The organism is Sphingobacterium sp., assembly GCF_032065005.1.
Lineage (GTDB): Bacteria > Bacteroidota > Bacteroidia > Sphingobacteriales > Sphingobacteriaceae > Sphingobacterium.
This window is the reverse complement of record NZ_DAMBMM010000002.1, coordinates 418692-445627: the sequence shown is the minus strand read 5'-3', so window position 1 is coordinate 445627 and position 26936 is coordinate 418692. Positions and strand designations below refer to the sequence as shown.

Genomic DNA, 26936 nt, shown 5'->3' with positions numbered 1-26936 from the left:
CCATAAAGGAAACAAACGCTTAGCAGGGGTTCTGTTGCCATCACCCCTGGAAGCGCCTTAAAATTTTAGCTAATCAATCCTATAGTTGCGCAATTTTTTCTGTAGGATTTGCCTTGCCGTATGAATTCTGGTCTTTACAGTCCCTTCTGGGATCCCGAGATATTCAGCTATTTCATAATATTTGTACCCTTCATAAAACATCATGAATGCAGTATAATATATTTCAGGAATTGTTTTGATGACATTGTCTATTTCTTCACTTATTAGGGGCCCTTCGGACCTATCCTGACTGATCCGATTCTCCATATCCTGGGATTCCACAATTCCATTAATATACTTAAGCTGATGGGATCTCTTACGGCAATCGTTAATGAATGTATTTCTCATGATCGTATAGATCCATCCCAATAGGTTGGTTCCATTGACAAATTTCTTATGATACTTCAGCACCTTGACCAGTGTATTCTGAAGTAGGTCTTCTGCATCATTCTGATCTTGAGTAAATTTATGGGCATACTGCAGAAGTTTTGGTGTGTGCACCAAAACCTCCTCTTTCAAAAATTTGTAATTCATCTTTTAGTAGGGCTTTTGTGAACAAATATTACTATTTAATTACCCTTTGCGCAAAGGAAGATGTTGATATGACCTGTCATGGCACCTCGCGTGCGGACGGCTCATACCTATATGTAAAGGTTGTGTGATTTAGCAAGATTCAATACCCATGCCAAATACATTTTTGAAAATCCCCTGCCGGTGGAAATGGATTGTGCCATGTATTACATCCTTTGGACATTGATTTTCTTTTTTTTCAGTAGCTGCAAAAAAAGTGGTGTGTTCAATTTAATGTACACATGGCTATCTTTTTTTATACATGTAGCTATATCCCTACAGCTTGAGTCCTTTATGTGCCTTAAAATTGTATTTTAAAGGAAATACGAGAAGAATGAAACTATTTCTTCTTTGCCTTGTTCATATTTTGAACTAAAAAAGAAAACATTATGGCAATTAACACAGCGAACGAAGACCAGATAAGTAAAACTATTGAAAGTCAAACAGCAAAAATACCATCAGTGGTATTTCTAGGTGCGGCATTATTGTCGATGGGAGTTTCTGCAGCATTGAAATGCTCCCGGTGGAAAGATGATAAGGATGCTCTTTTCATTGGGCAGTGGGCCGCTCCGTTCCTTCTCTTGGGGATCTATAACAAGATCGTAAAAACTGAAGGACATGATTGATAATCCTTAACAATTAATTTGAAAAATTCATCAATAACTACAAAAGTTCCCTAAAACTGTTTTTTGGGAACTTTTATTCCTTTTGGTAGTGCGAACATGTTTGTTCGGTTCGGATCGGTCTTGCGATCGGTGTAGAACAACAATTTTGTTTAACCCAAAAAGTCCCCATCAACTGATGGGGACCCAAATAAACAACATTTCACTTCTTAAGAATGCTAAAATAAGAACTGAGGGCCATAGCCCGCAATTTAATGAATTATTTGGACTGTTAAAATAAGTCCTTGATCCATTTAAGCTTGCCAGAAGTAAAGAGAGAAATCAGAAATGAACATTTTAAACCTTACATCAAAATAAACAGCCATGGAAAGAAAAAAACAAACTTCAAATGCCAAAGATCTCAGGGATATATTTTTGACTGGCCTGAAGGATATTTATTGGGCAGAACAGGCATTGACAAAAAAACTTCCTGAAATGGAGGCAAAAGCTTCCGATGTGCGCCTGAAAACTGCAATAAAGGACCATTGCGCTCAGACCTATGAGCATGTCGCCAGGCTAGAGAAGGTATTTGGACTGATCGGAGAAAAAGCGGAAGGCAAAAAGTGCCTGGCAATGGAAGGGATCATGAAGGAGGGCGATGAATCTCTGGCTGATATCCAGGAAGGGACAGTCCGGGATTCTGTACTGGTTGCTGCATGCCAAAAGGTGGAGCATTATGAAATCACATGCTATGGGACATTGGCCGCATATGCCAAGACGCTCAACGAAAGGGAGGTACAACAACTTCTTTTGCGCACACTGGGAGAAGAAAAGAAATCTGACTGTATCCTAACCTCCATCGCAGATACTGACCTAAATTCCCGGGCATTGTCGGGAAGCCATCAGTCCAAAAATTTAAAAGCTGTTTAAGGTTAGTCGCCAAGCATTAAGCGGGCAATCTTTTTTAACAGAAAGCAAAACCAGGGACTATCCAAATATGCTGGATCCGCAAATACCTGAGGACATTGCTTCTCCGGATCTATTTGCAGCAACGATAAAGATAGTCCAGATTTTCCATCTTACCTTAAAATAATACGATAACATGAAACCCAACGAAAACGAGCCATTTGAAAATGGCGCCAACCCTAAGCAGGAACAGCTTGGCCGGTATACCACAGATACCCAGGGCGAGTTCCTGACCACTAATCAAGGCCTCAAAATTAACGATGACAACAACTCTTTGAAAACCGGGGACCGTGGTCCTTCCCTATTGGAAGATTTTATCCTAAGGGAAAAGATCACCCACTTCGATCATGAGAGGATACCGGAAAGGATCGTGCACGCTCGGGGTTCCGGAGCCCACGGAGAGTTCCAATTGTACAAATCCATGCAAAAATATACCAAGGCAAAGCTCTTCAACGACATCTCGGTGAAGGTCCCGGTCTTTGTCAGGTTTTCAACGGTAGCGGGCTCCCGAGGTTCGACCGATATGCCAAGGGATATCCGGGGGTTTGCCGTGAAGTTTTACACCCAGGAAGGTATATATGACCTGGTAGGGAATAACACACCGGTCTTTTTCATCCAGGACGCCATAAAATTTCCCGATCTAGTACATGCCGTTAAACCAGAACCGGACAATGAGATCCCTCAGGCGGCATCTGCCCACGATACATTCTGGGACTTTATTTCCTTGATGCCCGAAGCGATGCACAATATCATGTGGCTGATGAGCGACAGGGCCATACCCCGAAGCCTTAGAACAATGGAAGGGTTCGGTATCCACACTTTCAGGTTCATTAACGAGCAAGGTCATTCACACTTTGTGAAATTTCACTGGAAACCTTTACAGGGAGTACTGGGCCTAGCATGGGATGAATCTCAGCGCCTTGCGGGAAAAGACACAGATTTCCATCGCCGTGATCTTTGGGAGGCCATCGAGGCAGGCCATTTCCCGGAATGGGAATTAGGAGTACAGATTGTACCCCAGGAGGATGAACATAAATTCCCTTTCGATCTCCTAGACCCGACAAAAATTATACCTGAAGAAATGGTGCCGGTGGAGATCATCGGTAAAATGACGCTGAACCGTAACCCTGACAATTTCTTTGCAGAGACAGAACAAGTTGCCTTCCATCCGGGACATATTGTACCGGGAATCGATTTTACAAACGACCCCCTTTTGCAAGGCCGTCTATTTTCATATACAGATACACAGATATCACGTCTCGGAGGTCCAAATTTTCATGAAATTCCAATCAACAGACCCATTCAGGAAATCACCAATAACCAACGAGATGGAATGCACCGAATGCAGGTGAACAAAGGGAAGGCCAGCTATCATCCCAATACCCTGGGTGGTGGATGTCCTTTTCAGGCAATGATAAAAGAAGGCGGGTTCAATTCTTTTGAGGAGCGAGTGGAGGCTTCGAAGGTGCGAAAACGCAGCAAAAGTTTTTTCGACCATTTTAGCCAAGCAACCCTTTTCTACAATAGCCTGAGTAGGCATGAGCAAAGACATGTGCAGGATGCTTTTTCGTTTGAACTTGGAAAAGTCAAGACTGTACCGATCCGCCAGAGAATGGTAAACATGCTCTTAGAGGTAAGCGAGGGACTCGCAAAGATCGTTGGGGAGAATCTGGGTCTTAATCCTGAGAAACTTCCCCAACCCATAACTGACAGTATCCCTGCAGGTGCGGAATTGGCCGAATACCACTCCTACAGCAATCCACTGCCCATCGATTCTTCACCAGCCCTGAGCATGGCGGAGAAACTACCAAAGGACATTAAATCCCGCAGGATCGCGATCCTGGTTGCCGACGGTGCCGCTGACCATACGTTTACGGAATTTAAGCATAAGCTTTGCCAAAAGGATGCAATCGTTAATATAGTTGCCCCTAAACTGGGATTTGTGACCACCGAGAACGGGGATAGGTACCCAATTGATCATAGCTTTCTTACGTCCGACTCTGTGATGTTCGATGCTGTCTTTGTTGCCGGGGGGTGTGAAAGCTCCCTATGTAACAATGCAGAAGCTGTTCATTTCGTAGCAGAGGCATTTAAACACTGTAAGCCAATCGGGACTGATAAGAACGGCAGTGCATTTCTGAAAAAAGCACTCCCTTCCATTCCCCCTGAGGAAAAGGGAGTGGTTACCTCGGGTGACTTGGATGAGTTCATTGAAGCCCTAATGCAGCATCGCTTTTGGGAGCGTGAGGAGAGAAATTCGGTTCCCGCCTAAAGGCGAAAATGCAAATGGATGCCATTATCTATAAAAAATGTCAATTTTAATTAAAACTATCCTATTGCAATATTGTTAATATAACAGACATTTACGTTTATAACTAATGGTCATTTCAGGATGACCTATTCCCCGGTTCTTCATGGTCCCGGGGATTTTTTGCTGCAGTGGGCCAACAGTGTCCGATCCCTATAGCGTGGATTATATAAAGAATAAGACGCTAGGACTGGATGTAGGCGGTACTGTGGTGTCATTTATTGAATATTGATCTCAGGCGGGTTCGGCCCAAAGAAAGCGTCTGTCTGCTCAATTAGCGATGAACTACTATCATTATATTTTTAACTTGGGCGGAGCAGCGGGCTCTGCTTATATCTATTTAAAAATCGGTGTGTTTCACAAGGAAATCCAATTCTCCGAAGTAAATACCAATGGAATGATCGGAAACTTAACGGTTAATGTGTCAATTTAAGATTTTGTGAATCAATACCGATACCAGTGAGAGAGGAATCGTGAAGAGGTAATAGGAAGGGGGTAGCCCGTTGGCGACATATCTTGCCGCTACCATGATCAACAATGCGCACACAATAGAACAGCCAAGGAATACAGCAATGGCATTATACCAGTCCGTCCTCGTGAATTGAAAAGGTGCCAATCTGTCCTTTGCCGTCAATAATGTTCTTATTGCCCTGACAAGGTAATAGATAAAAAATATCCAGAACAGTAATACTAAAAAATAAAAAACTGTACGTCCTTCGCATCCCATTGTCGATGTTTGTAAAATTCATGTGTCCCTCCCAAAGCGACCATCACCACGGGACGGTATTTGCAGAGCTACTGCAATGCCCTAATTTACCAATATTTCCAGTTTCTTGACGATTTTTTCTCATTGGGTCCACATACACTGCAGAACATCATTTCATTCCCTACCAACTTAGGGGGGTTATTCCCATAAAAAGCGGAATGTGGAAAATAATTCATAAATTAGGGATATTCTCTCATAAACCAAGTGAATCATGAAAAATATCCCCTTAAAAAGTTATTTGGTTGCCATTATACTGATGGCCTCCTTGAACGCCCATTCCCAGGACACCAATGCCGACTTCCACACCATCACGATCGGTGTTCCCGAGGTTGCGATCGTGGACATCGAACCCATGGCCAGCAAAAATATAGTACTGGGCTTCACCGCACCGCTGGAGGCGGGTCTTCCCATAATTGCAGATGCCGCAAATAATTCGCTCTGGCTCAACTATTCTTCGATAAAATCGGAAACCGATGCTACAAGGACTGTCTCAGTTAGGCTCTCTGCGGTTGTTCCGGGGATCGACATCCAGCTTACCGCTGCGGGTGCGACGGGCTCTGGAGGTGGTAGCCTTGGCACACCATCTGCACAGCTAACCCTAACGGCTGCCGACCAGACCGTTATATCAGGTATAGGGAGCGCATATACCGGGGACGGGGTTTCCAACGGCCACAACCTTAGCTATGTTATCGCTCCATCGGCTTCCGAAGGCGGTTACGCGGACCTGGAGGCAGCTGCGGCAACGGTCGCCACGGTTACTTACACGATCTCGGACAACTAAAGGCCCAGACTCAATCAGAACAGGATAGGGACCTATTCTCCTTGGGGGAATTGTGCCCCTTTCCTAGTACCCCAAAATTTACAGAAAATGACCAGAAACGTCCTTATATTGACGCTGTTATTCCTGTTGAGCGCAGAGCTGCATGCAGGGATCGTCATATTAAATGGCCTTACCCATAGCTACCGGACCCAGAAGGGAAACGTCTACAGGGGAAAGATCGAACTGCAGAACACCGGTTCACGGCCGCAGTCAGTTAAGCTCTACCTCCAGGATCTTACCTATCAATATGACGGGACCATCCTATATTTGCCCCCATCGAGCAACCAGGGGTCCAATTCGCACTGGATCGACCTGCAGAGCGGTCTGCTAAACCTCAAGGAAAGGGAAAGGACGGAGGTATTCTATGAGATCCGGGTCCCGGACAGTGTGAGCCAGGGCGGGAGCTACTGGAGCACCATCATCGTTGAGCCCGTCGACCACATGGAGCCCAATGGCAGCGGCGGTGTCCAGATAACCTCGGTCGTCAGGTATGCCATCCAGGTCATCACGGACTTTGCCACGGAGGGTCTGCGACCCGAACTTGTCTTTAAGCGGATAGATGTGTCCCGAAAGGGAGATCAGGCCTTTTTGAACGTGGCCCTTGCAAATTCGGGGAAAGTCTATTGCAGGCCGCGGACCTCCATTGAACTCTTCGATGCACGTAATGCCGAAAAGGTCTCACATCTGCATGGCCAGGAACTCGGCCTGCTTCCCGGGACTTCCAAGACCTATTCCATTGATGCGGGCAAGCTGCCCCCGGGCAGGTATAAGGCAGTTCTTTACGCTTCGGACCGGGAGCACAATGTTTTTTCAATCCAGGTGGAACTAGAAATTTAGGATGAATGGAATCTGCAAACTGTTCCTTATGGTGCTCTGCATCTATGCCGTCCCTTCAAGGGCCCAGGGTGTGATCCAGTCGGAAGACCGGGGTGAGCTCAGGCCGGGGTCCGCAAGTTCGGTACCCTTCCTCATCAGAAACGCCTCTTCCCAGAGCAGGTCGTTCCATGTTCGGGTCCATAGCTCCGACAGTCTTGTACGTGCGGTTCTCCCCACTGACCGCCTGGTTCTGCAGGCCGGGGACAGTGCCGTGCTTATCGTCCCGCTGGTCGTCCATCCGGGTACATCTCCGGGGGAGAAGGTCCTGACGGTCTCGACCGTTGACGAATCGGATGGATATCTCAGGGACCATGTTGCCAAGATCCGCATCTCAAGCATCCGTGAGCTTTCTATCCGACCGCTGGATCCCTTGGTCTACGTACGAGCAGGGGAGCCCATGCGTCAGCAGGTTGTGATAAAGAACCTGGGAAACGCTCCAGAGGTTCTCTCGCTCAGGAGCCGTGGCCACATCCAGGGGAACATGCACGTCCTTTCGCTTTCACCAGGGGAGGAAGTCAGCGTTGGGCTGTACCATCAGACGGACCCCGGCCTGGGAAGTGTACAGACCCATAACCTGGACCTATCTGTCTTTACGGCTGATACCTCCGCAGCCCCATATATATTCAACCATGTGGTATCGGTCATCCCGGTCCGTCCCAAGAAGGACGACATCTACCAGAGGTTCCCGATTTCGGGCTCGCTCTCCCTCCTGGGGATGAATGACCGGGGAGTGAAGGAGACGGGCCTACAGGGCGAGGTCCATGGCAGGGGCAGGTTGAGCAAAGGAGGCAAGGACGAACTTGAATTCCGCGCCGTTACCAAAAATCCCATCCAGTTCAATACATTTTCGCGCTATGAGGAATACTATGTAAACTATTCCAGGAAAAACCTGTTTGTCCACCTTGGGGACAAGGTCTTCTCTTCCTCCATGTTAACGGAATATGCCCGGTACGGCAGGGGAGCGGAGATCAGGTTCGATGTGGGAAGGCTGTCCGTGGGAGGGTTCTATAATAGGCCAAGGTTCTATCGGGACATTGACCGGGAGTACGGTCTGCGAACGACCCTGAGGCTGGATTCGATCACCCGGTTCACCGCGGGCTACCTGTACAAGGTTCCCTCGCAGGGAACCGGTACCGGCCCTGGTTCCCCATATCTGTCAGGCCGGCCGGCACACCTGCCATACATCATGGGCCAAACAAGGCTGTTCAGGGACGTGGGTATATTGGGTGAGCTGTCGGTTAGCCGCAGCGGTCTGGACTGGGGGACGGGATACCGTCTGCGCGCCAATCTAAACCGGTCCGGCCTGCAGGCCGGTCTGGACCTTGTTGGGGCAAGCCCGACCTATGCCGGCTATTACAACAATACCACCATGCTCAACGGTAACCTGAGGTACCTTCTCCTGAAGAGGGTGGAGATCCTGGGGAGCGTCCACCGAGATGCCAGGAACTTCCACCGGGATACCCTGCTCTATGCCGCACCATTCAGGAATACCATGCAGTACGGCCTTAACTTTCGTTACCACAAGGACGGCAGCATCATGTTCTTCAATGGGTATCAGAGGTACAGGGACCGCCTGGTACCCCAACAGTTCAATTATGACGAGCTGTTCGTAAGGATTTCCCTTGAACAGGTCATTAGCGATCTCCACGTCAACCTGGAGTCCCAATTCGGAAAGACCAGGAACCATATCACGGCCTTCACCGGCAGCTCGAACTACTTCACGGCCAACCTGAGCATCGATCGCTTAAATACGCTATTCAGTCTCTTTGGGAGCCTGGCAAGGACCTCCAGGTACACAGAGAGGGACCAGCGCCAGCTATATTACGGAGGGAGGGCCATAAGCAGGCTCTCCCCAAGGACATCGGTAAACCTGTTCTACCAGAACAACTATATGCCCGAGGATTATTTCCGGGACAGGAGCCAATTTGAGCTCGGTGTCAACCAGAGGGTCGGTGAGAGCCATTCGTTCGACCTATCGGGCAGGTATATGATCCAGCGGGGGAGCCTGGGAAACAGGGACTTTATCTTTTCGCTGCGATATACGATGAAACTGGGCATCCCTATAAGGAAGCTGGCCAGATATTCCTCCCTCAGGGGGAGTGTCCGGAACCTTGGGGTGGGGAGTATCGAGGGAATAAGACTTAACCTTGCGGACAATATCTCGGTCACTGATCAGAACGGTGCCTTTTCTTTCAAGAACGTCGTTCCTGGAGACCATATCCTGGAGATCGATAGGTCGGGGATTCCACTGGGCGACATTCCGGACGTACCTTTGCCCGTTCGGCTGAACATCTCGGAGGACAGCGAGAGAACATTTGACTTTGGGATGACGCGTGCGGCCAGGATCTCTGGAAAGTTCAGCCTGGAAAGACCTCAGAGCGCCGGCACAGTTGGGGAGAGGACGGGTAAGCCTCCACGGACCGGAGGAATCATCATAGAGGCTTCCAACGGTTCGGAGGTCTACAGGAAAAGGTGCGGTATCGGTGAAGCTTTCGATTTCAGTTACCTAAGGCCCGGGAAATGGACGGTCAGGGCCTACCTGGGAGATCTCTCCAAAGAGTACAGAATGGACAGGGACCACATTGAGATGGATCTTGCCCCGGGTACGGAATCCCAGTTGACGTTCCGGATCACAAGGAAGGAGTTTGAAATACGGCAGCAGGCAGAGTCCATAGAGATCGGTCATATCAAGGAGGAAAAGAAATGAGATACATGAAGACTTTTTTGCTCACTTTGCTGATGGGAGGTGCCATGGCCTGCCTCAGCCAGACTACGGGTTCGGTAGGCATGGGGATAGCACTCCCTCCAGTCGCATTGGTCGACGTGGAGCCACCGGGCAACATTTCAATGGAGTTTCTGGCCCCGGTCCAGGCCGGTCTGCCCATTACACCTCCGAGGGCCAATGGATCAAAATGGCTGAACTACACCTCGGCCGTTTCCCCCGCAGGCAATAGCAGGAGCATCTCGGTTTCCATAAGCCAGACCCTGGAAGGGGTGGAACTCAGCCTCCTTACTGGAACGGCTGTCCAGGGTCGCGGCGTGCTGGGGATACCAAGCGGGCAGGTGGTACTGGGGACCACGCCCGTGGTGATCCTCAGCGGTATCCGTGGCGCCTCTACTGGCAATGGCGCCAATTCCGGTCACCAGCTCCTGTTTACGATTTCTTCAAGCGACTATTCAGTGCTGAGGAAGCTTCCGGCAACCAGCATAATAATTAATTTTACGATACTTGAATGATGAAGTTCAATCCAATAGAACGCAACACGATCCTTAGGCTGCTCTTTCTTCCCCTGTTGCTTTTGCTCGCTCCTTTGGCCAAGGCCCAAAGGAGCATAACGGTCTCGGGGTCCACATGGAACGTGGCCCCTGAACCGATAGTAGAGGCCGGAGGGGATTATCTGGGGTCCTACCAGAGCGCCCCTGACCAGGTCCTCTTGAATGTCAGGGTCCCCCTTCTTCTGGCCAGTGGAAGGGTCTCCGTACGGTATGAACCGAACCCCAATTGGCATGGGGACCTCAACCTATCTGCAAGACGGACCGGGGACGGCTCCACCCTCTGCCTGCTTTGTGCCATTTCCGGTGGAACTGCCTATCAACAGGTTACTTCCGTAGACACGGAGCTCTTCATAATCCAGGCCGTGCTCGCCCTTGCCTCCTATAGCAACATACCCGTCCAGTTAAGGCTGAGCGGGGTTTCCGTCACGCTCCCGACGGGAAACTATCAGGCCAAGGTCGTCTTTACGATCGGTCCGACCTAGGAGCGTAATCCCTGCTGGCACCTGGCAGGGATGGTAAGCACTTCTTTTTCCCTGCCCTAGCACTGCCCCCTGTTACAGGTCAGTTCTAAGCCGTTCTTCCTAATTTCCTAGTTAACAGTTCGGTATGGTTGGTTGTTTCAAAAAGAATTGTTAATTGTAGTTAAACGGCTATAAAAATTGAAATGCAATGTGATTTTTTTTTGCCGTGTAGCTATATTTGGAAATCATTTTCCTTAGAGGATTATGAACACTTGGTTAATGGGCCCCGATCTCCTGATCGGGGCCCTATTTTTTTTCCTTGTGGACTGCACGTGAAAATGCCCCCTTGAGGAGATCCATGAACTGCTCGGTTCCATAGGTGCTGTAGTGCTCGGTATCGTATAGCATCACGGACCTTCCATCGGAGAACCTCGTGCCCGAGTGCGCAAGAATGTCGATGTATCTTTCCTTCCCGGCAGCGTTCCTTACGAAGTCTCCGGCCCTGCGGCGATCGTTGCGGACGTACCTTTCCGGAGGGATCCCGTACCTTTGGTGCATCCACGCTGCAACAGGCGCCTCGATCCGGTAGCCCTCGACCTGACCGATATACGTGATGGGGATGCCGAGCCGAGTGAAGAAAAGCCTGTTCCGTTCGATGTAACGTCCCAGCTGCGAGCGGCCATATGCCGAATAGTTTGCCATGATGATTATTCCCTGGATGCGGTCCCTGTTGGAAGGGATGAACCCGGAAAAGGCACCCCTCATGAAATCCCCGGGCCCGGTATAGTCCGATGGGCTCTCGGGGGTGGGGAAGGTATCGTCAGCGGTGAGCTGGATCAGGTTGACACCCCTCTGTTCTGCTGCACGGCGGAGTGTGGCTGAGAACATAGCGGCGTAGCAATCCCCGATAAGGAGGTAGTTGGGCCTTTCCGGGTCAAATGCCAGGTCCTGTATGGACCTGAAGGAGGCCGTATCCTGGTTGTACCGGATGTGCGAGATATCGAAACCGAACTGTTCCGGTGCATGGTCCGCGTGGTATCCGTACATAAAGGAAGAAAGTTCCCCATGGCGTCGGAATAGCGCTCCCGCGGTCAGGCACATCGCAATGGAGAAGGTTCCCAAGATCACCATCACCATGGCCCTTCGGGGCAGTCCGGCTCCCGTGGTACCATACCGCCTTTCTACCAACGAATAGCTCAGGCAGGCCATGGCGAAGCTTATCGACAGTATGTAAAGGGAATGCCAGTCCCCCGTTTCCACACCAAAATAACGGAAGAGCACGATCATCGGCCAGTGCCAGAGGTAGAGCGCATAGGATCTTTTTGCCAGCTCACCGAAAACCTTCCACTTCACCAGGGCCGACCCATGGTCGATGGCGATTGCGGTCGCGCTGCACGCCACCACAAGCAGCGTGCCCGAACCGGGCCACTGAAAGCTGGCCAGGGGTATAGTGCCGGATGCGCACAGCAGTAGGACGCAGACTGCCACATAGAACACCGTCGATCGCAGCAACCGTTCCTTCTTTTTCCTCGTCCCGGTATCCTTAATGGAACCCGTTATCGCCCATACCAGGACACCGGCCATAAATTCCCAGAACCTTGCCGGCAGCATGTAGAAAGCAAACGATTGGTCCCTTTGGCCCAGGTACACCATGGCCAGGTAGGAAAGGCAGGCCAGGGCAAGGCTCGCGCATGCCGAGGTCATCCTGCCCTGTCCCAACCTGTTGGCCATTGCCAGGACCACCGGCAAGATGAGGTAGTACTGCATCTCCAGGGACAGCGACCAGGTGTGCAGCATGAAATTCAGTTCCCCTTTGGGACTGAAGTAGCCCGATTGCAGGTAATAGTATACATTGGAAACAAACAGTATGCTGGATGTTGCGTCCTTGGCGTAGTCATAGGCCTTGATCCCCAGTAGGGTGCAGACCAACAGGAGAAAAGAAATGACAAGGGCAAGAAGGGGAAGAAGGATCCTTTCGGCCCTCTTCAGGTAGAACCGGCGGAAGGAGAAGGTGCCCGAGGCAATCGGGGGGGCGACGATTTTGCCCATCAGGTAGCCCGAGAGGACAAAGAAGACGTCAACACCGATAAACCCGTTCTGCAGGGCGGGCCACCGTAAGTGGTAGCCGAGGACGAAAATGATGGCCATGCTCCGCAGAAAGTCCAGGTCGGCCCTTCTTTTATGGGTGGTGTGTTCCATGATCACTTGGTTAAGTCAACTAATATAGCACATACCGCACAATATTTGTCGCCCTGTCAGGACAAAGGTTCAGATCTTTCAAAAAAAATACAGAAAAGCCATTAAAAGACGGAATTTTACGCGTATTATTGCGTAGGATTAAGATATTACCAAGTGTCATAACTCTAAGATGGAAAACTCTGCCGGACCAAAATCTGTAGGGGCCGGTCCCGTATCGCTTAAACAGCAGCTGGACCTGTACCTCCATTTCTGGAAATTCATTTCTGCCTTTCTCTTTCTGAGCCTGGTACTTTCGCTATTGTACCTCAGGTATGCACCAAAGACCTACTTTGCCCAGGGCATTGTCATCCTGCAGGACGAGAAACAGGCCGGTGGGGAGATGGCAGGGCTGGCAGAACTTGCCAACCTTGCGGGCAGGACCTCGTCCTCGGCCGCCTATGTGAACGACCAGACCCAGATCCTCCGGTCCAGGAGACTGTTGCGCAAGGTCGTGGAATCCCATGAACTCAATATCGGTTACTACGTACAGGGGAAGATCAGGGAGAGTGAGGTCCTCAGGGATCTCTCGCCCGTAAGGTTGGTTCTAATTGAGCCCAGGCACCCACGCCTGGACAGCTCTGTCCATGACCTCTGGGTAAAGAGGTCAACTGAAGGGCTGGAAGTCTGGGACGAGTACGGCCCAAAGAGACCATATAGGCAGGGGGAGAGGCTTTCCAGTCCGATAGGCCCCCTGGGGCTGCTTGACCGTGGCGGCGCAAATGGCTGGACGGGGGTGATACGTATCCAGTACCGTCCCGTGGATCTTGAGGTCAGTTTGCTCCAGAACATCGTCTCGGTCGAATCGAACTCCAAGGAACAGTCATTTGCCATCAGGCTCTCTGTGGAAAGCAGCTCCCCGGAGAAAGGCGTAAGGATCATAAATTCACTTATCGAACATTACGATATGGACCGGAGCAAGGACAAGGAAACCGTGTTCAGGAACACTTCCAGTTTCATAGATTCCAGGTTGGAGCTGATAGGCAGGGAACTGAGGTCAGTGGATTCCAGGATCGCTTCCTTCAAGCAACAGAACAGCCTTGCAGACATTAAGGCCCAAAGGGAAATGACGATGCGCGATGCCTCTGATCTTGAGAAGAAGCTGGCAGATTACAGGACGCAGCTCTACCTGGCCGATCTGCTAAGGAATAGTTCGGGTGCGGACCAAAGGGGACTGCTACCCTCTAACATAGGGCTGGAAGACGCTTCGGTCGAAAGGGCGGTAAAGGTTTACAACGACCTTGTCCTGGAGAGGGCCGACCTGCTGCGTTCCGCAACGGACCAGAGCCCCACGGTTCTCCGGCTGGATGAGAACATCGATATGCTCAAGGGGAGCCTGCATGCCTCCCTGGAAAATTATGGCGTAGGCCTGAGGGAAAAGGTGAGGGTGCTGGAAGCCCAGCAAAATGGCCTATCGGAGACCCTGGGGAATATCCCCGAGCAGGAAAAGGGGTACCAGGAGATTTTCCGCCAGCAGAACGTGGTGGAATCCATGTACCTTTTCCTGATGGAGAAGAAGGAGCAGAACGCGATAAATGCCTCGGCCGCGCCGGCCAACCTGAAGGTCGTCGACTTTGCCTACGGCTATGGCGTTCCCGTTTCCCCTAAAAGGGCATATGTCCTGTTAGCGGGCCTCTTGCTTGGGCTCGGCGTCCCTGTAGGCCTCCTGTACGTGAGGTTCATGCTGGACAACAAACTGAGGAACAAGAAAGAACTGGAGCAACTGGTGGGTGCACCTATCCTCGGAGAGGTGCCCAAGGGTAAGGAGGGCATAGTGAAGGACCACTCCAGGACACCGCTGGCCGAGTCGCTGCGGATCCTGCGCACCAACATAGCCTTTATGCTCGGACCCCGCAAGTACCCAGGGGGGGCTGTGCTCTACGTGACCAGTACGGTTGCCGGAGAGGGCAAGTCCTTCATATCAACGAACCTTGCTAGCATCATTGCACAGTCTGGGAAGAAGGTACTGCTGGTGGGCGCGGACATAAGGTCGCCGAAGGTCCTGGAATACCTGGGGATCGAACACCTGAAACATATCCAACCGGGAATCACGCAATACCTTGTGGATCCCCGGATAAGCGTCTCATCACTGGTGATCGAAAGACCCAAGGGATTCCCTTTCGACGTGATATATTCGGGTTACATCGCCCCGAATCCTGCCGAACTGCTGATGAACGGCAACTTTCGCGGGATCGTTGATTACGGCCGGGAAAATTACGACTACCTGGTGGTGGATACCGCCCCAGTCAGCCTTGTGGCGGACACGGTCCTTATCAGCGAATTTGCGGACCTGACCGTTTTCGTGAGCCGGGCAGGTTTCCTTGACAGGAGGCTCACTGAGGTAGCAAGGGACCTGTACGAAAAGGGCAAATTGAAGAACATGGGGATGCTGCTCAACGATGTGGAACTCAAGAGCGGGTACGGATACGGTTACGGCTACGGCTACGGTTACGGCGCACAGGAAGGGAAAGTGGGAGGAAAGATGGCACGGTCATTTAGGGTATTAGCCGTAGCTGTCCAAAAACTTTTCAAAAGAAGAAATCTTCCCTGAAAAATTTTAAATTAATAAAACTTTTAATTAACATTGTTGTTTAGCTATTGTTCAGCGGATAGTCCTTCTAAAGGCTGAAAGCCAGTAAAAAAATTATTAATCGAATCTAAAAAACACCATAAAAGCACGTGTGGAGCTCCCGGTAACTAAAGTGACGGCCAGGGACGGACATTGAATCAAAGAGAATGAAATAGATCAAAAACAGAAATTTTAACCAAAAAAGTGTTCATATGAAAAAAAAGGAAAATCAAGTTTACGAAGCGCCGCAGATGAAGGTGCTCGTAGTAGAATTGGAGCAGGGCATTGCCGGAGCATCGACTACGGCAGGCCCCACTCCTTCTGTCAATGACTGGACGGGCGGTCCCACAGAGACCGGAAACTGGGAAGGCAACTAATTTCATGTAATCAATCAAACTAAAAATCTAAAAGCATGAAAATTAGACTTCAACGCGCAAACTGGGTGTTGGCCATGGCAATGCTCGCGCTACCAGCTACGCTTATCACAAGCTGTTCAAAGGAAAACAAAACAGAAATAGTTGACACAAAAGGTCAAAAACTGACCATCTCGGTTGCAGGCATCAACGAAAGCCAGCAGGCGGGCCAGCCGGGCGCCAAGGCGTCTGCTTCCCATAAGGGAAGGGCCGGTTCAACCGCTGAGGCTGCAGATGCCAAGCTTTACCAGTTCCCTGACGTGGATTTGGCGTTATCGGTAGGAAATTCACTGCCGGCAAAGCAGTCCCGGTCGGTCGTTGTCCCGGCCAGCCGTGGAAAGTTCTCAGGAACCGGGGCAAGGGCCGCTGCTGAAATGGACCAGGGCATCAAGTACGTAGTATACATCTACGAGGGCGCGAACCTGGTTGCATCAAAGGAACTTTCGGCGGGCACCTCGGGGACCATCGATGGCCTTGACGCTACCAAATCCTACAGATGGGTAGCCGTATCGCACAACAGCGAAAATACGGCACCTTCGCTGTCCCCGTCGGCCGGTAGCCTGGAAATCCCTCAGGACACGGATTTGCTGTTTGCCAGTGGGAACCTAAGTATCGCCACCGATCCTAACCTGGCCATAACATTTGACCATGCCCTCTCGCGCATAGGCATCGAACTCAACACTATCGGTATATTCGGTGAGATAACGGGGAGTCCGACAGTGACTGTCACCGGGCTGAGCCTTGCCGCGGGATCGATAGACCTGATGGACGGATCGATCACACCGGGCGCCAGCTATGAACCGGTGCTTAGCTATGCTGACTTCCAGAACGTGGACCCTGATCATGAAGATGCCAAGATCGCATATGTCTATACGGCCTCCTCTGCACAGCAGAACATCACGGTCAACGTCCAGAACCTCACCATCCAGCATGTGGACCAAGGGGCTTCGGGCGCCGTGGTTACGACAAACCGGACATATTTCGCAAACGGTGCCGAGTTCACATCAGGTATCACTCCGGAGGTGGGCAAGAGCAGCCACCTGTTGCTGAACGTGATTGAATCGCCCCTGGTAACATCATATGGAGGCAATACCGTGAGATGGGCAAGGTCCAACCTGTACTATAGGGGCAACAATGGCGGTGGTAGGAACTATGCCTTCTATGCCAACAACGCCCAGGGATCACGCGCAGACGGTTATTTCGGATTCGGGGGAACGGTAGCGGGCACCTTTGCCACTACCTCGACCAGTGGGGACCCATGTGCCCTTGTATACCCTGAGGGTACCTGGAGACAGCCCCGCAATACCGATTTCAACAATATGGTAAACGGTCAGGGACTGCTTACCAACCTCCTTGGTAACATCCTTGGCGGACTACTTGGCGGGACAGACGCTCCGAATGCCGTACGCGGTGCCAACTACGTGGAGTATACCCTGGGAGCCAATTCAGGAGCCCCTACAAGCGGATCCAACGCTTTCGGCAACGCAAACAGCACATCTAACAAGCTAAGGTTCTACTATAACGGCCAGATCAACAACGTTGCCGTACTGACAGAGATCGGGCAAGGCGGCGGTCTGTTGGGACTTGGCCTGAACGACCTTTCTGTCAGCCTTGTAGGACAGACAGCGATCAACCTTGGGGTGCCACTGTTGGACAGCTACGGTAACCTTACGGCCCTTTGGACCAACGAACAGGTCCTGAACCTGTTGGGCCTTGTAGGCACGGGCACCTGGGGATACCTGGGAGCTACGGTTGACCCATTACTTGGCAGTGAATTCGTGACTGCGCAGAAGACCGCGGAACTGCTGAACGGCGTATCGGCCCTTAACATAGACGTTCTTAGCACGACGATGAAGAACGTCAGATGTGTGAGGAACTAAGATAGAAATGATAATGGGTTGAGCCCAGGAACAGAGCGGCCCCGATAATGCGGCCGCTCTTTCCTTTAATGTCCCAGGAAATCCAATGTCACATGAGAAAAACAGAAAATCTTATCCTCGAAAATGCCGATTTTTTCCAGATTGCCCAGGAATTCCTCGAGAGCGGACAGCAGGTCAAGTTCACGCTCAAGGGCTTCAGCATGCTTCCCTTCCTCCGTCAGGGGGACGCGATATGGCTGGAGGCCGCCAAGTACAGTGAACTCCGTACGGGCGATATACTGCTTGTCAAGTGGAAAGGGCTCTTCATCCTTCACAGGCTGGTCTTCAGGAACCGGACCCAGCTCTACCTGGCCGGGGACAACAACCTGTTCAGGATCGAGAAGGTTTCCTGTGATGACGTGATGGCAAGGGTCACCCGCTTTGAGAGCAAAGGCAAGCAGGTTTCAGCTGCAGGTGCCGAACAGAGGATCCGGGGCATCCTGTGGTTCATGATGAGGCCGGCACGTTGGGCCAAATATTCGATTGCAAAAATTTTAAGAAGATGAAACTAAGAAATGATCTCACTTTGAGAAAGATCGGGGGGGAATACCTGATCGTTGAACCGGGGAAGGGAACAACTGACCTTTCCAACGTCTATTCGCTGAACTGGACAGCAGCATGGCTGTGGGACGAACTAAAGGGGAAGGAATTTACCACCGAGGACGTGGCCAGGCTCTTGATCGAGGAATACCAGCTTGATCCAAGGACCGCTTACATCGACGGGGACAAGATACTGACCAGCTTCAGGGCCCAAAACCTGATCCTGCCATGAAGGGCGGTAAGCCCCAGATCGGCCCGAGGGTGAGGCTCGCCTTCCTTGAAGCCCTTCGGTCTTCCCTGTGGAACAGGGCTGCCATCCCTTCTTGCTTTGAGGGCCTTGACAGGCAGGACTGGCGGGAGATATTCACACTTTCCTTCCAACAGACCGTTGAGGGGCACATAGCCGATGCGATTGCAACGCTCCCCGCAGATCTCCTCCCTCCACATGAACTGGTGCTCAAATGGGCCGTAAGGTTACAGCGCATGGAAGAGCGGGACATCCAGATGAAAAAGGTCATCGCCTACCAGGGATGGATGTTCAGAGAAAACGGCATCAGGTCCGTCCTGCAGAAAGGCCACGGGGTCTCCCTGTACTATGAGAAACCTGAAATCCGCCACATGGGCGACATTGACTGGTTCTTTCCCGAAAGAGAGGGCTTTATCAGGGCCAACGGCTTGGTTTCGAGCACCTGTCCATCGTTCAGTCTCCATACACGTTACAGCTCGGGATATACATTCCAGGGGATCGAGATCGAGCACCACCGCAAGTTGGTCCAACTGAGGAACCCCTTGATTTCGCGATATGCCGAAGGCCTGGTGGGTGAGCTCCAGAAGGAGAACCTCTGGGTCGACATCGCTGGGGAATCCATCGAGATACCCTCACCGATGCTCAACATCATCCAGGTCAATGCCCACATCCTAAAGCACCAGGTGACCTATGGGATCGGCCTGAGACAGCTATGCGATTCAGCCAGGCTCTACCACCGCTTCAGCGGCCATTATGACGGCAATGAGCTAAGGCTCATCTATGGGCGGTTGGGGATACTCAGGTGGGCACATGCCTTCCATAGGGTACTGGTGGAGCTGCTCGGCCTTAAATTGGAGGACCTTCCCTTTGGGATCGAGGGCGACCAGGATGTCGAATGGATGAAGGAGTATATCCTTCGTACCGGCAATTTCGGTTTTTACGATCCTGAAAATCCGGACATAGAAAGACCTGGTGGCAGGATAAACAGGAGTAACAGGCTTTTGGAAAATTTCAGGAGGTTCTATCCCCTGGCACCCGCTGAATCGGCGTGTTTTCCAGTGGTGCACCTTTACAACAAGGTATTCAGGTAATGGCAGGACAGAAAGGGGATATGCTTTGGGCATGGAAGTTCTGCGGGACTTACCGCTCTGAGCTATTGGGGTTCTTCCTTTTGGAAATTGCCTCGCTTGCGCTGGGCCTTGTGTTCGTCTGGGCCTCCAGGGATGCGGTTGACATGGCTGTTAGGTCAGGATCACAGGAGCTGCTGCCAAGCATTGCTGTACTCAGCGGCTCCCTGCTCCTTGCATTCTGGTGCAACCTGGAGGCAGGGAAGCTAAATGAAAGGACCCGGGCAAGGATGTTCATGGACCTGCAGTCCAGGATCACCAGGGCCCAGCTCCACTCCAGGATCGACAGCGTCGGGGAAATGGACTCGGGCGACCTGTTGGTGCGGGCGGGATCGAATGCCCAGGAAACCGTCCAATTGCTAGGTAACTCCTGGATCTCTGCCCTTCTCACGGCGATCCGGATAGCTGCGGCCTTGGCCCTCCTGGGGAACCTCGACCCCCAGCTTAGCCTGATAATCCTGTTCCTCCTTCCGTTGGGACTGCTTTCCCGGGCCTATTTCCGGAATCTCAGGAGGCTGAACAGCTCCCTGAAGGAAAGTGAAGGGAGACTGGGCAACCTCATGCAGGAAAACTTCCGGAGCAGGCTCTTCATTCGCCAACTCAACAGACAGACTGAACGATGGGAAATGCTTCAGCAGGAAAACGGCGCTATATTCGGCCAAAGAATGGCACTCCTGAACTTTTCGACCCGCTCCCGGGGGATCCTTGGCACGTTCCTTCAGATCGGTTACCTCCTTACGTTTACCTGGGGGCTCTTTAAGCTGCAGCAGGGAGCAATTTCCTTTGGTACGATGACCGCTTTTTTGCAGCTTGTTGGACGGATCCAGGGACCTTTCGTCTCCCTGTTGGCTCTCATTCCATTAATGGTCCGCTCTCGCACCGCAATGGAAAGGGTGACCCAAGCCCTTTCGGTCCCCCAGGAGGTTCCGGCAATAGGATCCCAAACGGGAGCTGAGGTCAAGGGGATGGAAATCTCGCGGGTGGAATATGGGTACGGGGAAAAGTCCGTGCTGAGCGGAAGGTCCTACATTTTCAGCAAAGGCGTGCCAACATCGATCCTGGGACCGAGCGGCAAGGGTAAATCGACTCTTTTGAGGATCCTGATGGGCCTCCATCGCCCAATTTCCGGCCAAGTTTTGCTCCTCACCGATTCCGGGCCGATCGACATGTCCCCCGATTACCGTGAAAAAATAGCATTTGTCCCCCAGGGCGACAAACTCCTATCGGGAACCGTACTCTACAACCTGATAGGAATGGGTAAGGAACTGACGGAGGAAAGGCTGGAAGAAGCTTTAAGGACGGCATGTGCGGAATTTGTTCACGACCTTCCCCAAGGTCTACTTACCCAGGTGGGTGAGGGTGGATATTCCCTGTCCGAGGGACAGGCGCAAAGGATCGGGATTGCCAGGGCCCTTCTGCAGGACTCAATGGTCTGGTTATTCGATGAGGTCACCTCATCGCTCGACAGGAGAACCGCAGAGGCGGTCATGAGGAACCTCCTGAAAGCTGGTTCGGACAAGGTGGTCATCTTTGTAACACATGATCAGTCCCTAGCGGAACTTTGCGCACAAAAGATCTATATTTGATTAACTAAAAAAGTAAAGGAATGTCATCTATTACTCCATGCCAATATTTTAGGATTGCCGACCACCTGGTCCGGATCCATTGGAACATGAATGTCGATCTTGGCAGGACCCTTCCGAGCTTTAGGCCATTTCTGGCCAACTCCACGGCTGGGGAGGGGACCCTTATTGACATTGAGGTCTCCGATTCCCCGCAGCAGCGTGATATGGAGGGATTGGAGAAACTTAACGATGTCGATTACATCTTGGACGAAAGGTTTGTCCTTGAAAGGGCACCTGAGTCCTACCTTACAAGCATCCTTTCAGACGACGGTGAAAGGAAATGGACCATGGAGAGCTCCATGGATTTCTCTGTGTCCACGGTTAGCATACAGGCTTCCGAGCTCTACACCACCAATAAACTTAGCTGGTTGATCATGATAGCCTTCGGCCAGGCTTGCGTAAAGTGCGATACACTGCTCCTGCATGCCTCGGCAGTAAAGGTAGGCGAAATGGCCTATGCTTTCCTGGGCAAGAGCGGTACGGGTAAGAGCACGCACAGTGAGCTCTGGATGGATCATGTCGATGGATGTGAGCTGCTAAACGACGATAACCCGGCAGTAAGGGCATTTGAGGACGGTTCCATTTACATATATGGGACACCCTGGAGCGGTAAGAAGGACTGCTACCTCAACCAGAGGGCAAGGCTTGCGGGCATTACCAGGCTAATCCAAGGACCCGTGAACGAATTCTCACAAAAAAAGGGGACGGATGCGCTTGTCGCACTTCTTCCAAGCGGTTCGGGGATCAGGTGGGATGAAACGATCTATTCACGGATGGTCGGAGTGCTGGGCAAGCTCATTGAATGCGTTCCGGTCGGGGAACTGGTAAACCTACCGGAAAGGGCGGCAGTTGAGCTACATTTTGGTGCGATCAGGGATTCCTGCAGAAAATAGGTCGGTAGCAGATCGAACCTTAAAACCCATAGTAGACTAGGACGGAAATATTTCACAGCAAAACAATATTATGAAATTCCGATTTAAATGTTTGGTTTCAATGTGGCTGTAGTAAATATAATTATGGATTTATAAATTTTTGTTCCCGTTCGGATTGCATGAAAATGGCAAAGCATTGAATTACTAATCTCATTTCATAAATTCTGATGATGCTAACTATCCGTTATAGTCTTTAAAAGGTTAATGGAATAATCCTGTAGAACTTATCTCCACAATGAAATAAAAGTGACTTTGATTTAGAAACTAATTCAATCGATATTTACCATTTGGTTCCTATTGTATTTCCAAAGTTGCTGAACCTCGACCCTGCTAACGTTGGTCGTTAGAAAATGGGAAAGGACACGGCGGCGAAAAAAGAGCTAGTTCAAGCTTTTTTAACAAATTTTAGCATTGTCGTATTTAATATGATTTTATTGCCATAATTTTATTTTCGACCTATCGATTCCAAATATAAATTGAACATAACTCATGTCTAAGCCCAACCACAGAATATTCATATTAAAGTGGCAAGAAACCATGATATAATCTCGTTTCCTGGCGTTTTCAGTTATTGGTTTTTCGCATTCTTTTATAGCAAATTGCTGGTTTGTAGGCCCTGGTAATTTTGCGGTACCAATAGCTCATTGCCTTTCTAATCGAACAATTTTGGTTTTTATTGTTTAATATATAAAGCACACTTTCAAAAGGGCAGAAAAATGTGTTAACTCCCGTTATGAAGGACCTTTTTTGTTCAATAGTAATGTAAATTAAAACTATGGTGATTTTTGTTGGTGTTCCTCACCCTATTGTGAAGGTTTTGATCTCTATTATTCTTTTTAGCTCTTTCGCCCACGGGTTGAAGGGACAAGAGAGGGATTCTGTTTTTTCTGCGGATACTGGTCATGCACAGGGTAATTACGTTGATTTGCAGGGCTTCCTTGAAACACGCGAGAACAGATTGGATAGTATAAAACGGGAGCAGGCCTGGGAAAGATTAACACCCCAACTGCACGAAATAGACATTGTCCTTGCCGATTTGGAAAATCTCTATCAGGAACTGAATGTTTACCATAGCACGATCTCGAAATCTTTACAAAATGGTATAGTTACCGACACAATAGGTGTTCCTCAGCTCGAACTTCAAGATTCAGCAATGACTCGACCAAGAATTAGAGATACCCTGGAGTCAATGCTTAACCAGACTCGTAATTTAATGAAGGAAGTAGAGCACCAACTTCTCTTAGCCAAAAAGTTACGCGCCGAAATCCTCGCCAAGGGCACGAGTGGTTCGAACTCCGAAAGGTGGATTCCACGATTGAAAAAGGTAGCTGATAAGAATTTGGCGAAGGATGGATTTAGTATGCCTTTTCTTTCTATTGCAGCTTGGCATGGACAATTTCTTCTGCTGTTGATTAGCGGTCTCTATTTCTATATCATTTACAAGCTAGGTCGTACACGAGAGGAAAACGACTCCTTGCCGCTGCACAAAAACCAACCTCTCTATATTCCTATACTCAAGACACTCATGTTTTTTTTGGTGCTTTTTCCATTGTCTTACCCAACTCTGCCGATATGGACCCTAGAACTGATTTTTTTATTGGCCTTTGGTATTATGTATATGCTGCTATATGCTAAATTGTCTAGGTTTAAAAGGAATGTAATGAATGTATTATTCATTTACTACCTTCTGTTAATTTTTACCAATTTAATTTTGCATGAGGGGGTTTTCATCCAAGGTAGTGCTATAGCAGCGAATGTTGTGGGTATTATCCTATTATGGAATCTGGGAAAGAAAACAGATAGCGACAATCCGATTGGCTTTCTTCCTGCCTATATTGTTTGGGTACTGATTGGCTGTCACCTGATAAGTGTCCTTTTTAATGTGTTTGGTTATCTAAATATTGCCCGTATCGCCAGCCTGACAGCAACATTGGGTGTCGTGCACGCGCTATCTTTGAGAACATTCCGTGATATGTTGCTCCATGATTTGACATCAAAGTTAGAGCAGGCAAAGCCAGAGTCTTTTATTGCTAAACTCAATCCTCACAAAGTTTATCGAAGCCTCGATAGGCTGATTTTATTTTGCTGCCTAGGATTGGTTACAGTAGTATTATTAGCGAATCTCCATCTCTCTGCAGAGGCTTTGCGGCATTTTCGCGATTTTTTGCAAAAGCAGTTTAGTCTCGGAGGCTTAAAGATAGAATATGGTGATTTCTTTACAGCAGCGATTGTTGTTTGGCTGGCGAATAAAATACAGCGCTCACTTGGAGCATTTTTCGCAGGGTCGAATACTGGTCACCGCGGGGCTGTAGTGACTTTGTTGCCCCTTTTAAGACTATTGGTTGTGATCATAGGTTTGTTATTCGCGCTCAGCTTGCTCGGGTTGGGGGTCGATAAGCTTACGGTAATCGTTGGAGCGCTTAGTGTAGGGATAGGCTTAGGATTACAAAATATCGTCAATAACTTTGTCTCCGGAATTATTCTCATTTTCGAGAAGCCCTTTAAATTGGGAGATTACGTGGAATTAGGCGATAAAAAGGGACAGGTTACACAGATTGGCATACGTTCGAGCACGCTGCATGTCGATAGTGGTGCGCGCGTCGTTATTCCCAATGGAGATCTTCTTTCAGGCAGACTTGTTAATTGGACAAAAGATAACTATGGAACATTCCTTAATCTCTCCCTCTTTGTAGAGGAGCCTATTGAAATTGATGAGTGGAAGAAAGAACTGATAACGCTGGCAAAAGCTCAGCCGGAAGTGGGTAACGATGCTCCTGTCCGGGTTACAACCGTTGAGATCGAATCCCAACGATATCTGCTGTCCGTTCAGGTAAGTATTCAGAGCGATGAGATAGAAGTCGTTAGGGGACGCTACCTTGAAGCCATAAAAGATGCGGCTCGCACAAATAACATAAAGATTTCCTCAATTAATTAATACAAACCTAAGACAACAATTGTTATGGAAGAAGCAATACGTCCAAGAGAAATACTAATTATACGGCAGATGCAAGGTGAAACTACAGACGTTTTTCACGAAGAAATTTTTATGCGCTGCCCTGATGGACAGGTAGTGGAAGAAGCCATGAGAAAGATACATGACTATTATAAACAAGACTGCGATTTTGATGACTTGAGCATTAAAGAAACGCCCCTTATGTTAACTTTTAGAAACATGCATACTGGAAAGCTTATTAAGTTTCTGACCAGTGGTTAAGCAGATCTCTACAACGAAAGACGTCTATAGGTCATAATATATAATTTTAAGAGAGAAAGGAAAGCAGAACTATTATGCTTGAAGAATTATTCAGCGAACAACAATATTTGCACAGGAATACGGCATTTTCGCTTAACACTGTAACCTTCCTTTTTTAGGACTGGCATCCAGGCGAGTTCAAAATATAATGTGTTTCTCCTTGTTTTTCAGACAGTTTGACTTAGGGTTATGGGTGTTTGTAGTTGTAAACCTGTATCAATTCTTCAGCGAGTATACTTCCGAAAATTAAACACCATAGACCGAATACCGACCTATAAAGGATAAGTTATTGAGAATATAAAATATTATTAATCGATTAATGTTTTTCATTTACCTCATTGTAAACAACCTGAGTATTATTTGTTTTTTCTGTCAATACTCCTCCCTTATATATTAATTGGCAACACTCATCAGTGAAATTTAAACCTGGGTTTGTTAAATCTAAAATATAGAACTTTGAGTTTCTAAATATCCCATATGTATACTTCTTTTTATCTTTTTTCATATTATTTGAATTGATTATAATATTACTGGGGGATTTAGCTTTTATTAAAGCAACAAATGGGTATTGAACTATAATAGTTAAAAAACCGCTATCTTTGCTTATAAATTCTTTTTTTCCTGAGAATAATGAAGTATAATAAAATTCCTCATCTTCAAATTTTTGTGTACTTCGTGCTTCCAACAGATCTTTACTTAAAGAAGAAATATAATTATTTATTGGCCCACCAAAGGTGATTCTCGGAGGGATTGAATCATTATAATTTGATTTCGCATCGATATTTATCATATCATTTGAAATTCTGGAATTTTTATTTTATCTATTATTACACCCGTAGATAAAGAAGATTATAACAATTATGGTAATAAATTTCATTAGAATGTTAAATTGTTGCCTTTCCATTTTTTAAACAATAAATAAATATAAAAAAACGCCTAAGAACCTAATGTTTTTTAGCGAATAACCAAAGGCTTAATCCTTTTAATGCTTTATGGAGGGGACTTATCGTATCTAACCAAAATAGGTCTCTAAGCTCCTTGTGAGATATTTAGACGAAAGATCTATAAGTTTATCAATAACGATTTGATTCTTTTTTATATGAATAGTAGCATGTATTACTACAACTACGATCAACAAGCTCTTTTAGAGTTTTCCTTGGGCCGTTCCCTGATTTCCGTGACAGTCCGTGCCCGGCAGAGCGAAAATGTTCATCCTGATCAATTTTTTGGGCGGAACCCAAAATCGCTTCCTGTGATGGACCATGGTGTTGAGGCCTTATTTACGGTACTGGCACAGGTGCTGACTGTTGCAAGGGGTTTCTCCCAGCTAGTAAGGAGGGAATCATGATGACCAAACATTCAGTTAGAATACATAGTCCAGTTCGGGCCATA

The 26936-nt window shown here is 48.8% G+C and carries 23 protein-coding genes and 1 pseudogene; 21 read left to right on the top strand and 3 right to left on the bottom strand.

The features are described from left to right. Window positions 1-69: 69 nt before the first annotated feature. A complete protein-coding gene (locus RT138_RS04650; RefSeq protein ID WP_313189761.1) occupies window positions 70-573 on the bottom strand; it encodes an RNA polymerase sigma factor in 504 nt (167 codons plus the stop codon). Between the two features lie 425 nt (window positions 574-998). Between RT138_RS04650 and RT138_RS04645 the strand changes: the two genes are divergently transcribed. The 9 genes from RT138_RS04645 to RT138_RS04605 all read left to right on the top strand — a co-directional run bounded on the left by RT138_RS04645 (window position 999) and on the right by RT138_RS04605 (window position 10705). After that, window positions 999-1235, top strand: a complete 237-nt coding sequence (locus RT138_RS04645) for a hypothetical protein (RefSeq protein ID WP_313189760.1) — start codon at window positions 999-1001, stop codon at window positions 1233-1235. A 360-nt stretch (window positions 1236-1595) separates the two neighbouring features. Further along, a complete protein-coding gene (locus RT138_RS04640; protein WP_313189759.1) occupies window positions 1596-2141 on the top strand; it encodes a ferritin-like domain-containing protein in 546 nt (181 codons plus the stop codon). A 172-nt stretch (window positions 2142-2313) separates the two neighbouring features. Further along, window positions 2314-4449 carry a catalase gene (locus RT138_RS04635; protein ID WP_313189758.1) on the top strand — a complete coding sequence of 712 codons (2136 nt, stop codon included), beginning with the start codon at window positions 2314-2316 and terminating at the stop codon, window positions 4447-4449. Between the two features lie 316 nt (window positions 4450-4765). Continuing rightward, window positions 4766-4918 (top strand): hypothetical protein, encoded by a 153-nt coding sequence (locus tag RT138_RS04630; protein WP_313189757.1) that lies wholly within the window; start codon window positions 4766-4768, stop codon window positions 4916-4918. Window positions 4919-5462: 544 nt separating this feature from the next. After that, window positions 5463-6032, top strand: a complete 570-nt coding sequence (locus tag RT138_RS04625; RefSeq protein ID WP_313189756.1) for a hypothetical protein — start codon at window positions 5463-5465, stop codon at window positions 6030-6032. Between the two features lie 87 nt (window positions 6033-6119). Continuing rightward, window positions 6120-6908, top strand: coding sequence for a hypothetical protein (locus tag RT138_RS04620; RefSeq protein ID WP_313189755.1), 789 nt, complete (start codon window positions 6120-6122; stop codon window positions 6906-6908). Window positions 6909-6936: 28 nt separating this feature from the next. Further along, window positions 6937-9654, top strand: a complete 2718-nt coding sequence (locus RT138_RS04615) for a hypothetical protein (protein ID WP_313189754.1) — start codon at window positions 6937-6939, stop codon at window positions 9652-9654. Between the two features lie 5 nt (window positions 9655-9659). Then, a complete protein-coding gene (locus tag RT138_RS04610; protein WP_313189753.1) occupies window positions 9660-10184 on the top strand; it encodes a hypothetical protein in 525 nt (174 codons plus the stop codon). After that, window positions 10181-10705, top strand: coding sequence for a hypothetical protein (locus RT138_RS04605; protein ID WP_313189752.1), 525 nt, complete (start codon window positions 10181-10183; stop codon window positions 10703-10705). Before RT138_RS04610 ends, RT138_RS04605 begins: the two co-directional genes overlap by 4 nt. A 285-nt stretch (window positions 10706-10990) precedes the next feature. Here the strand turns inward: RT138_RS04605 and RT138_RS04600 are convergent, their stop codons facing one another. After that, window positions 10991-12883 carry an acyltransferase family protein gene (locus RT138_RS04600; RefSeq protein ID WP_313189751.1) on the bottom strand — a complete coding sequence of 631 codons (1893 nt, stop codon included), beginning with the start codon at window positions 12881-12883 and terminating at the stop codon, window positions 10991-10993. Window positions 12884-13052: 169 nt separating this feature from the next. On the opposite strand from RT138_RS04600, the gene RT138_RS04595 reads away from it, so the two are divergent. The 11 genes and pseudogenes from RT138_RS04595 to RT138_RS04550 all read left to right on the top strand — a co-directional run bounded on the left by RT138_RS04595 (window position 13053) and on the right by RT138_RS04550 (window position 25505). Continuing rightward, window positions 13053-15470 carry a polysaccharide biosynthesis tyrosine autokinase gene (locus tag RT138_RS04595; protein ID WP_313189750.1) on the top strand — a complete coding sequence of 806 codons (2418 nt, stop codon included), beginning with the start codon at window positions 13053-13055 and terminating at the stop codon, window positions 15468-15470. A 269-nt stretch (window positions 15471-15739) separates the two neighbouring features. Beyond that, window positions 15740-15865 (top strand): hypothetical protein, encoded by a 126-nt coding sequence (locus tag RT138_RS04590; RefSeq protein WP_313189749.1) that lies wholly within the window; start codon window positions 15740-15742, stop codon window positions 15863-15865. 35 nt (window positions 15866-15900) lie between these two features. After that, a pseudogene (locus RT138_RS18860) lies at window positions 15901-16806 on the top strand (fimbrillin family protein); the annotation flags it as partial. Window positions 16807-16953: 147 nt separating this feature from the next. Next, window positions 16954-17781 carry a hypothetical protein gene (locus tag RT138_RS04585; RefSeq protein ID WP_313189748.1) on the top strand — a complete coding sequence of 276 codons (828 nt, stop codon included), beginning with the start codon at window positions 16954-16956 and terminating at the stop codon, window positions 17779-17781. Between the two features lie 92 nt (window positions 17782-17873). Then, window positions 17874-18326, top strand: coding sequence for a S24/S26 family peptidase (locus RT138_RS04580; RefSeq protein ID WP_313189747.1), 453 nt, complete (start codon window positions 17874-17876; stop codon window positions 18324-18326). Further along, window positions 18323-18592 (top strand): PqqD family protein, encoded by a 270-nt coding sequence (locus tag RT138_RS04575; protein ID WP_313189746.1) that lies wholly within the window; start codon window positions 18323-18325, stop codon window positions 18590-18592. Before RT138_RS04580 ends, RT138_RS04575 begins: the two co-directional genes overlap by 4 nt. Further along, complete coding sequence (locus RT138_RS04570) at window positions 18589-19698, top strand: nucleotidyltransferase family protein (RefSeq protein WP_313189745.1); 1110 nt, start codon at window positions 18589-18591, stop codon at window positions 19696-19698. The genes RT138_RS04575 and RT138_RS04570 overlap by 4 nt, the downstream gene beginning before the upstream one ends. Beyond that, the gene (locus RT138_RS04565; RefSeq protein WP_313189744.1) at window positions 19698-21320 is read left to right on the top strand and encodes an ABC transporter ATP-binding protein; all 1623 of its coding nucleotides are present in this window, start codon (window positions 19698-19700) and stop codon (window positions 21318-21320) included. Before RT138_RS04570 ends, RT138_RS04565 begins: the two co-directional genes overlap by 1 nt. Before the next feature lie 86 nt (window positions 21321-21406). Continuing rightward, window positions 21407-22252, top strand: coding sequence for a hypothetical protein (locus tag RT138_RS04560; protein ID WP_313189743.1), 846 nt, complete (start codon window positions 21407-21409; stop codon window positions 22250-22252). Between the two features lie 814 nt (window positions 22253-23066). Next, window positions 23067-25226 carry a mechanosensitive ion channel family protein gene (locus RT138_RS04555; protein ID WP_313189742.1) on the top strand — a complete coding sequence of 720 codons (2160 nt, stop codon included), beginning with the start codon at window positions 23067-23069 and terminating at the stop codon, window positions 25224-25226. A 24-nt stretch (window positions 25227-25250) separates the two neighbouring features. Then, window positions 25251-25505, top strand: a complete 255-nt coding sequence (locus RT138_RS04550; protein ID WP_313189741.1) for a hypothetical protein — start codon at window positions 25251-25253, stop codon at window positions 25503-25505. Between the two features lie 355 nt (window positions 25506-25860). On the opposite strand, the gene RT138_RS04545 is transcribed toward RT138_RS04550, so the two are convergent. Beyond that, complete coding sequence (locus RT138_RS04545) at window positions 25861-26334, bottom strand: hypothetical protein (protein ID WP_313189740.1); 474 nt, start codon at window positions 26332-26334, stop codon at window positions 25861-25863. A 309-nt stretch (window positions 26335-26643) separates the two neighbouring features. Here RT138_RS04545 and RT138_RS04540 point away from each other — a divergent pair, with 309 nt between their 5' ends. Continuing rightward, window positions 26644-26892: a hypothetical protein gene (locus tag RT138_RS04540; RefSeq protein WP_313189739.1), complete on the top strand. Its 249-nt coding sequence runs from the start codon at window positions 26644-26646 to the stop codon at window positions 26890-26892. The last annotated feature ends 44 nt before the right edge of the window (window positions 26893-26936 follow it).

Excerpts from the sequence above, each read along its gene's own strand:
- RT138_RS04645 (WP_313189760.1), top strand. The coding sequence starts at position 999 with ATGGCAATTAACACAGCGAACGAAGACCAGATAAGTAAAACTATTGAA.
- RT138_RS04605 (WP_313189752.1), top strand. The coding sequence starts at position 10,181 with ATGATGAAGTTCAATCCAATAGAACGCAACACGATCCTTAGGCTGCTC.
- RT138_RS04570 (WP_313189745.1), top strand. The coding sequence starts at position 18,589 with ATGAAGGGCGGTAAGCCCCAGATCGGCCCGAGGGTGAGGCTCGCCTTC.
- RT138_RS04635 (WP_313189758.1), top strand. The coding sequence starts at position 2,314 with ATGAAACCCAACGAAAACGAGCCATTTGAAAATGGCGCCAACCCTAAG.
- RT138_RS04560 (WP_313189743.1), top strand. The coding sequence starts at position 21,407 with ATGAATGTCGATCTTGGCAGGACCCTTCCGAGCTTTAGGCCATTTCTG.
- RT138_RS04610 (WP_313189753.1), top strand. The coding sequence starts at position 9,660 with ATGAAGACTTTTTTGCTCACTTTGCTGATGGGAGGTGCCATGGCCTGC.
- RT138_RS04565 (WP_313189744.1), top strand. The coding sequence starts at position 19,698 with ATGGCAGGACAGAAAGGGGATATGCTTTGGGCATGGAAGTTCTGCGGG.
- RT138_RS04615 (WP_313189754.1), top strand. The coding sequence starts at position 6,937 with ATGGTGCTCTGCATCTATGCCGTCCCTTCAAGGGCCCAGGGTGTGATC.
- RT138_RS04540 (WP_313189739.1), top strand. The coding sequence starts at position 26,644 with ATGAATAGTAGCATGTATTACTACAACTACGATCAACAAGCTCTTTTA.
- RT138_RS04640 (WP_313189759.1), top strand. The coding sequence starts at position 1,596 with ATGGAAAGAAAAAAACAAACTTCAAATGCCAAAGATCTCAGGGATATA.
- RT138_RS04545 (WP_313189740.1), bottom strand. The coding sequence starts at position 26,334 with ATGATAAATATCGATGCGAAATCAAATTATAATGATTCAATCCCTCCG.
- RT138_RS04620 (WP_313189755.1), top strand. The coding sequence starts at position 6,120 with ATGACCAGAAACGTCCTTATATTGACGCTGTTATTCCTGTTGAGCGCA.
- RT138_RS04555 (WP_313189742.1), top strand. The coding sequence starts at position 23,067 with ATGGTGATTTTTGTTGGTGTTCCTCACCCTATTGTGAAGGTTTTGATC.
- RT138_RS04580 (WP_313189747.1), top strand. The coding sequence starts at position 17,874 with ATGAGAAAAACAGAAAATCTTATCCTCGAAAATGCCGATTTTTTCCAG.
- RT138_RS04625 (WP_313189756.1), top strand. The coding sequence starts at position 5,463 with ATGAAAAATATCCCCTTAAAAAGTTATTTGGTTGCCATTATACTGATG.
- RT138_RS04600 (WP_313189751.1), bottom strand. The coding sequence starts at position 12,883 with ATGGAACACACCACCCATAAAAGAAGGGCCGACCTGGACTTTCTGCGG.
- RT138_RS04630 (WP_313189757.1), top strand. The coding sequence starts at position 4,766 with ATGAACTACTATCATTATATTTTTAACTTGGGCGGAGCAGCGGGCTCT.
- RT138_RS04575 (WP_313189746.1), top strand. The coding sequence starts at position 18,323 with ATGAAACTAAGAAATGATCTCACTTTGAGAAAGATCGGGGGGGAATAC.
- RT138_RS04595 (WP_313189750.1), top strand. The coding sequence starts at position 13,053 with ATGGAAAACTCTGCCGGACCAAAATCTGTAGGGGCCGGTCCCGTATCG.
- RT138_RS04550 (WP_313189741.1), top strand. The coding sequence starts at position 25,251 with ATGGAAGAAGCAATACGTCCAAGAGAAATACTAATTATACGGCAGATG.
- RT138_RS04590 (WP_313189749.1), top strand. The coding sequence starts at position 15,740 with ATGAAGGTGCTCGTAGTAGAATTGGAGCAGGGCATTGCCGGAGCATCG.
- RT138_RS04650 (WP_313189761.1), bottom strand. The coding sequence starts at position 573 with ATGAATTACAAATTTTTGAAAGAGGAGGTTTTGGTGCACACACCAAAA.